Source organism: Bacillus sp. GW823-FHT06A11, from assembly GCF_058795355.1.
Genome location: NZ_JBXAHS010000003.1, coordinates 988,883 through 995,231 on the forward strand (window position 1 = coordinate 988,883; position 6,349 = coordinate 995,231).

Genomic DNA, 6,349 nt, shown 5'->3' on the forward strand with positions numbered 1-6,349 from the left:
AAAACAAATTATAACCGTTGAATATGAGTATCCTTAAAATCCGTCTCATATTTCAATCCATATCCAAACATTCGATCCATTCCAATATGTGCTGTCCATATTAAGCCAATCATTATAACGGTATCTATCTTAAAATAGACACCTATTAGAACAATTAATATGGATATGATATATGTGTGACATACATTATATATTTTCGCACCAACGTGATTATTGATCCCATACGCTAACATGGATAAATCCGGCGCTAAAAGGAATACAAAAAATATAATCCAACTAAACTCATATATCGAATACATATAAATCGTGGCTAAAAATACAACCATTCCTTCAAAATGTACAATACGTTTTTGCATTATTTATCATTCCTATTTTTCTATATTTATTAATACATTTTCATCGCTGAAAGTGTTCTTTGCATTTTTTGACCAGATGGTTGCTAATATTGGCCCTGCAATGTTATGCCATACTGCCGCTAATACACTTGGGAGTGCAGCAGCCGGTCCACAATGCAAAATACTTTCCAGCTATATTACTTATCGCTTCTAGTACTTTCATCCAATCAGCCCCTATCTTTTAATTGAAACACCTTATTCGGATTCAAAATATTTTGCGGATCAAGAGCTTTCTTTATTTTCTCCATTACAAATAATGCCGCCCCATGTTCTTCTTCTTGATACTTTCGTTTTCCGATTCCAACGCCATGTTCTCCTGTACACGTTCCTCCTCGTTTAAGAGCATACAGAACGATACTTTCGTTTATTTCGTCCGCCTTCTTTACTTCCTCTTTATCATTTGTGTCAATCATTAAGAGTACATGGAAATTCCCATCTCCAACATGACCTAGAATACCGCCAATAAGCCCTACTTTATCTAATACCTCTTTCGCATGTTGAATCGCTCCAGCTAATTCCGAAATTGGCACACATACGTCTGTACTCATTAGCTTTTTACCAGGATAACTATGCACGTAAGAGTACGCTAAGTTATGTCTTGCATCCCACAGTTTATTTCTCGCTGCTGTTTCCGTCTCAAACGTAATTTCTATACATTTATGATCAAGAACGATTTCTTTCGTAAATTCAATATCTTGCTTTAACCCTGCTTCATTGCCGTGAAACTCTAAAAACAGTGTCGGTTCTTCTCTGTAACTTGTTTCATTATAATAATTTACTTGTTTCATAGATAATTCATCAACGAGTTCAATTCTCGCGATTGGAATACCTGCTTGTAATATGTTAATTACAGCTTCTACTGCATCATTTATAGTTGGAAACGATGCCCTCGCAGCCATAACATGTTCTGGTATACCGTATACTTTTAAAGTTAACTCCGTGAAACATCCAAGTGTTCCTTCTGATCCTACGAAAATACCATTTAAATGATAACCTGATGATGACTTCGCCGCTAAATTCCCGGTATGTATTACTCCTCCATCAGCAAGAACGACTTCTAAATCTCGAACTTGATTACGCATTACACCATACTTTACCGCTGTCGTTCCGCTCGCATTTGTAGCAGCCATTCCTCCTAACGTTGCATCAGCTCCTGGGTCTACACTAAAAAATAATCCATACTTTTTCAATTCTTTATTAAGCTGAGAGCGCGTCACCCCTGGCTGTACTCTCACAAGAAAATCCTTTTCTCTTATTTCAAGTATTTTGTTCATAAGAGAAAAGTCCATTGTAATTCCTTTTTCGTAAGGAATTACATGTCCCTCTAAACTGGATCCTACTCCAAATGGAACGACAGCTGTTCCGTGCTGACTCGCTATTTTCATTATCGCGCTAACTTCTTCGGTCGTTTTTGGAAAAACAACTACATCAGGTAAACTACTAACGTGGTAAGATTCATCTTTACTATGTAACTCTCGTACTGTCATATTTATTACTACTCGATCTTCAGGAAGTATGCTTCTTAATTCATTTACTACATGTTCAATTGTTATTTCCATAATCAACTCTCCTTTTTAATTTTAAAATAAGTATACCATCTTTATACAAAATAATTAGAAAAATAAGATTATTTAACCTGAACATACAAAAAAGAACCCGCAGCACACGCTACAAGTTCTTTTTCACTACATTTTAAACGATTTCTTTATTAACAACATAAACCAAATTAAAGTAACTGCCATCAACGAATGAGAAAACCCTACAATATAAGTTAACCCTTTAAAGTCAGCTCCATTTAACTGAAGAAGCCCTCTCGCTGCTAGCGAACCTAACATTAATGTTAATGCAATGTTATGTAAAACAAACCACTTATTAAACCCTTTCACTTCATGAAACGCGAATACTTTTGCTAATCCTAAAGCAATTAAAAAGAAGAAAAAGCCAAGTACAAGTGTATGTGTATGCAAAAGATTTAACAAAGTAGATCCTAAAATCCCTTTATACTTACCATACTCCCTAGCGAAAATCCCTGATAATAAACCGATAATCAAATACGTAAACGATGCATTATATAATTTCTTCATTATGTACCTCCTTGAGTAGAATGTGTAGTGTGTCATATTTAGTAATAATGATAGTTATATAGTAAAAACTCCTAGTCACCTAGGAGTCATTGTATAAGTATCTCACTCTTTACAATCAATCCTAATTATAAAATATCTCTCTATACAAAACAAACGAACTTTATGTGAACAAACACCCCCATTAAAATATGTTGCACTTTTGTTTTACACAATCCATACTAATTGTTATAACTTTTTAAAGGTGGTGTAATAATTGATAGTTCTTGAAACCGAACGTCTAAATCTTCGTTGGTTTGATATAAAAGACGCTTCTTTTATTCTTGAGTTAGTAAACGATCCTGCATGGATTCAGTTTATCGGTGACAAAGGGGTTAGAAACTTAGAAGATGCAAAAAATTATATTGTAAACGGTCCCATCGATATGTATAACAAACTCGGATTTGGCCTTTACTTAGTAGAACGAAAAGAAGATCTCACTCCACTTGGTATGTGTGGCCTTATTAAAAGAGATTCATTAGAAGACGTTGATATCGGATTTGCCTTTTTAGAGACATTCCGTTCAAAAGGATACGGCTACGAGTCAGCTTCTGCGATAATCGAATACGGTGTACAAAAGCTCAGCATGAAACGAATTGTAGCAATTACTTCTATAGATAACATCGCCTCAGGAAAGCTTTTAGAAAAAGTAGGATTACGATTTGAGAAAATAATTTCAAATTCAGGAGAAGATTTAAAATTATTTGGGTATAACGCATAGTAAAGAAGGTCGCCGTGAATGGTGACCTTCTTTACTATTTTACTGATTTTGTAATACTATTTTTAGTTACATTATAGTTGCATCAATTCTTGTGATTACTAATATTCCTTTCATATTACATTTTTGGAACTTTATAGAAATAAAACTTCCACCTCCAAATAAATTATATTAATATATTAAACAAAAAAAGTGAGAATAGATGGAACAACCACTATTTTTGTTAGCTCTTCAATTCATTGCATTTGTATTAATCATTTGTATCGTATATGGAATCTTGTACAATACCGTATTGAATTTAAATATTCCTAAATGGACTGCACATATGGTAGCTACGGTCTTTTCCCCTTGGTATTGCCTATCAAGCTTTTATAAATTTCATTTGAAAAAATTTTGTAGCATTTACTTCTATAAATATTGTTGATGCAGTAAAATTTGTAGAAAAAGTAGGATTGCAATTTGAAAGGATTATTTCAAGATCAGGAAATTTAACCATTTTTTGTAAATTCCGTCTAGCGCAAAATAGTGAAGAAGTTATTTCCGCTGAAAATGTGTTTGCATAACAAGGAATGAATTTAATTGATCCTGCAAAAATTTTATTTTAATTCTGGTTCTATTGTTTGAAATCGTTCTAGGGTACCATTTGTGTGGACTTTAAAAATTTTCATTTGCGCACCAAAATGTTGCGTTAAGTAAAATGTATCACTAGTTATTAAATTTCCAATCTTCCAATCAGGTTGATATGTACTTTCCATGGAACTTTCTAAATCCCCAATCATTATTAAATTGATATATAATGAAGATGAACTACTCAACATTTTCGTTAAAGATAGTCTATCAACCTCTAACTACCTAATGAACTCAAGTAAACACATCTTCAGTCATTTTAAGAGGTACAAAAGGCACCCTTTCGGGTGATTTTTGTATAAAAATTCTATTTTTTTATATTCGATACCAACCACGAACCTTTTTAAAATAATAGTATCATTATGTCTCCTTTTTAGAGATTATTTTTAATTACCTTGAATTTTTTGCACCAGAACCGGAAAATCCCTGACTACTCGAAATATCAACTATCAAGTGCTAATATTCAATAACGCGTACTGAAAATGATTAAACATTTTTATAAACCAGTGGAACATTTAAGAAATCAATTTTTCTCTTATCGAAATTTAATTAGCTTACAGTAATACAGTGGTCATATATTTTTAAGAATAACGGAAGAATATATAGAAATTGCTACAGAAATGTGAAGTTTAATTAATTTAGGAGGAACAAACTTGTTTAATCAGCTTGTAAAAATTATACCGAATTTATTTACGATTGGAAATTTATTGTGCGGTGTTTTCTCAATTACCTTGAATATGAGTGAATATTTAGGAACAGCCTCCATTCTCATTTTCTTTTCAGCTGTTTTAGATTTTCTTGATGGAAGAATTGCGAGAAAATTAAAAGTGAACAGTGAGTTTGGCGTAGAATTGGATTCCTTAGCTGATATTGTTAGTTTCGGCGTCGCTCCTGCGCTTTTATTTCATACGATAGCAACACCTTCTATTTTAACTTCTTTGGCATTTATCCTATTCCCAACAATGGGTGCTTTAAGATTAGCTAAATTTAGTATTAAACCAACTATTGGATATTTTAAGGGATTACCTATTCCAGCTGCAGGATTATCATTGGCTGGTATGGCATTGTTTTCATATAGTAATGCATGGATTACTTTAATCCTCGCCCTCTTAATGGTAAGTCCCATTAGGTTTAAAAAATTTTAATTAAGGTCACGCCCAACGCCATTAAGGAGCATCTCAAATGAATTTAACGCATCAATAAGTATAAAAAAGCGGGACAATAATATTAAATTAGGTGCCCTTCGTAAAAATTAAAACCTTGTATTTATGGCTATTGGGTTAATCCATCGATATGTTATTCTGAAACGTCAATCCACTTTTAACAGGAGCTCCCTTTATCAAGAGAGCTCCTGTTCTTATTTCTTCTTCTTTTCTGTCGGTTGGCTTTGTTTAGCAAAATTAGATGAATCATCAAAATTCGGTTGCTTTTTACCAGCATTATTACTTCTACCTTTTCCCATATGTAATGCACCTCCCCTCCCCCTTACTATTCCCAATAAAAAAATTCTCTTGCATCCAAGAGAATTTTAAATTGGGTTCTTATTGATAATACCTAAGTACTTCCAACACTGCCATTCCATAAAAGATGGATCCAATGTTAAATTATTTAATGCTAAAACAAATATTACATTTTCATATTTAACTGGATAATCAATTAATAATCCTAATGTATTTCCTGAATCTGCGACAATTATGATTCCCTTTTCTAACACGTCATCTATAACTTCTTTTAATTATTCTTACCTAGCATATAATATTTTCCTACACATTGAGATTGCATGTTGTATAAGGAAGCCCTTCTTCTTTCCATGCAAGAAATCCTCCCTTTAAATTCACTACTTCCTTTATACCAGCTCTTTGTAAAATACTAGCTGCTATAGCTGAACGTAATCCGGTTCGACATTGCAAAACTATTGGAAAATCTTTCGGTATATAATCTAGTTGTTCAAATAGATTACCTAAAGTGATATGTTTTGCATCATGAAGGTGTCCTTCCTCCCACTCTTTTTTACTACGCACATCGATAACCTTAACGCTTCCACCTTTTATATGCGGATATAATTCAATCGATGTTTTTTCTTTGTAACTTTCAAATCTATCAAGTCTTTGTATTACTTTTAAGGGTGCAAAAGCAATAATATTATCTAACCCAATAGATTCAAATTCTCTAATAACTGCCTCTACTTTAACCTTTTCCTCATCTAGAATTATTAAAGTTTCTTTTTTATAATCTAATAACCATCCACACCAAGTTGTGAAAGAATTGTTATAAGGTATGTTAATTGACTTCTCGATATGACCTGCAGCAAAACTCTCTACATCCCTTATATCAACTATTTGATGAATGCTCTTCAAAATTTCTTGAAGTTCTTCTACTGTATTAATAGCAGTAATCTTTCTCTTCTTACGGATTGGAGGACCATACTTATTTAAATTCTTCATTAATGAAAAATACTTTGGAGGCTCTGGCTGTCCCGTCAATAAAGT

At 32.9% G+C, this 6,349-nt stretch carries 7 protein-coding genes and 2 pseudogenes; 3 read left to right on the forward strand and 6 right to left on the reverse strand.

Annotated elements, in window-relative coordinates:
• Positions 1–8 precede the first annotated feature (8 nt).
• The 4 genes and pseudogenes from AC1Q8L_RS19255 to AC1Q8L_RS19270 all read right to left on the reverse strand — a co-directional run bounded on the left by AC1Q8L_RS19255 (position 9) and on the right by AC1Q8L_RS19270 (position 2,479).
• The gene (locus AC1Q8L_RS19255) at positions 9–356 is read right to left on the reverse strand and encodes a DUF4260 domain-containing protein (RefSeq protein ID WP_001172063.1); all 348 of its coding nucleotides are present in this window, start codon (positions 354–356) and stop codon (positions 9–11) included.
• A gap of 12 nt (positions 357–368) precedes the next feature.
• Positions 369–512: pseudogene (locus AC1Q8L_RS19260) on the reverse strand (bile acid:sodium symporter family protein); the annotation flags it as partial.
• Positions 513–562: 50 nt separating this feature from the next.
• Positions 563–1,954 carry an FAD-binding oxidoreductase gene (locus AC1Q8L_RS19265; RefSeq protein ID WP_000406589.1) on the reverse strand — a complete coding sequence of 464 codons (1,392 nt, stop codon included), beginning with the start codon at positions 1,952–1,954 and terminating at the stop codon, positions 563–565.
• Between the two features lie 126 nt (positions 1,955–2,080).
• Complete coding sequence (locus AC1Q8L_RS19270; protein ID WP_000737891.1) at positions 2,081–2,479, reverse strand: DUF2871 family protein; 399 nt, start codon at positions 2,477–2,479, stop codon at positions 2,081–2,083.
• Between the two features lie 253 nt (positions 2,480–2,732).
• Here AC1Q8L_RS19270 and AC1Q8L_RS19275 point away from each other — a divergent pair, with 253 nt between their 5' ends.
• Together AC1Q8L_RS19275 and AC1Q8L_RS19280 are read left to right on the forward strand one after the other, a co-directional pair.
• Entirely contained in the window at positions 2,733–3,236 is a 504-nt protein-coding gene (locus AC1Q8L_RS19275) for a GNAT family N-acetyltransferase (RefSeq protein WP_000636215.1), read from the forward strand.
• A gap of 199 nt (positions 3,237–3,435) precedes the next feature.
• Positions 3,436–3,619 (forward strand): annotated as a pseudogene (locus AC1Q8L_RS19280) (hypothetical protein).
• 210 nt (positions 3,620–3,829) lie between these two features.
• On the opposite strand, the gene AC1Q8L_RS19285 reads toward AC1Q8L_RS19280, so the two are convergent.
• Entirely contained in the window at positions 3,830–4,012 is a 183-nt protein-coding gene (locus AC1Q8L_RS19285; protein WP_003302152.1) for a DUF5065 family protein, read from the reverse strand.
• A 501-nt stretch (positions 4,013–4,513) separates the two neighbouring features.
• On the opposite strand from AC1Q8L_RS19285, the gene pssA reads away from it, so the two are divergent.
• Positions 4,514–5,005 (forward strand): CDP-diacylglycerol--serine O-phosphatidyltransferase, encoded by a 492-nt coding sequence (gene pssA / locus AC1Q8L_RS19290; protein WP_000483075.1) that lies wholly within the window; start codon positions 4,514–4,516, stop codon positions 5,003–5,005.
• 618 nt (positions 5,006–5,623) lie between these two features.
• Here the strand turns inward: pssA and AC1Q8L_RS19295 are convergent.
• Positions 5,624–6,349: rhodanese-like domain-containing protein (locus tag AC1Q8L_RS19295; RefSeq protein ID WP_492339480.1), on the reverse strand; the 726-nt coding region annotated here is incomplete at its 5' end.

Excerpts from the sequence above, each read along its gene's own strand:
- AC1Q8L_RS19255 (WP_001172063.1), bottom strand. The coding sequence starts at position 356 with ATGCAAAAACGTATTGTACATTTTGAAGGAATGGTTGTATTTTTAGCC.
- AC1Q8L_RS19265 (WP_000406589.1), bottom strand. The coding sequence starts at position 1,954 with ATGGAAATAACAATTGAACATGTAGTAAATGAATTAAGAAGCATACTT.
- AC1Q8L_RS19285 (WP_003302152.1), bottom strand. The coding sequence starts at position 4,012 with ATGATTGGGGATTTAGAAAGTTCCATGGAAAGTACATATCAACCTGAT.
- AC1Q8L_RS19270 (WP_000737891.1), bottom strand. The coding sequence starts at position 2,479 with ATGAAGAAATTATATAATGCATCGTTTACGTATTTGATTATCGGTTTA.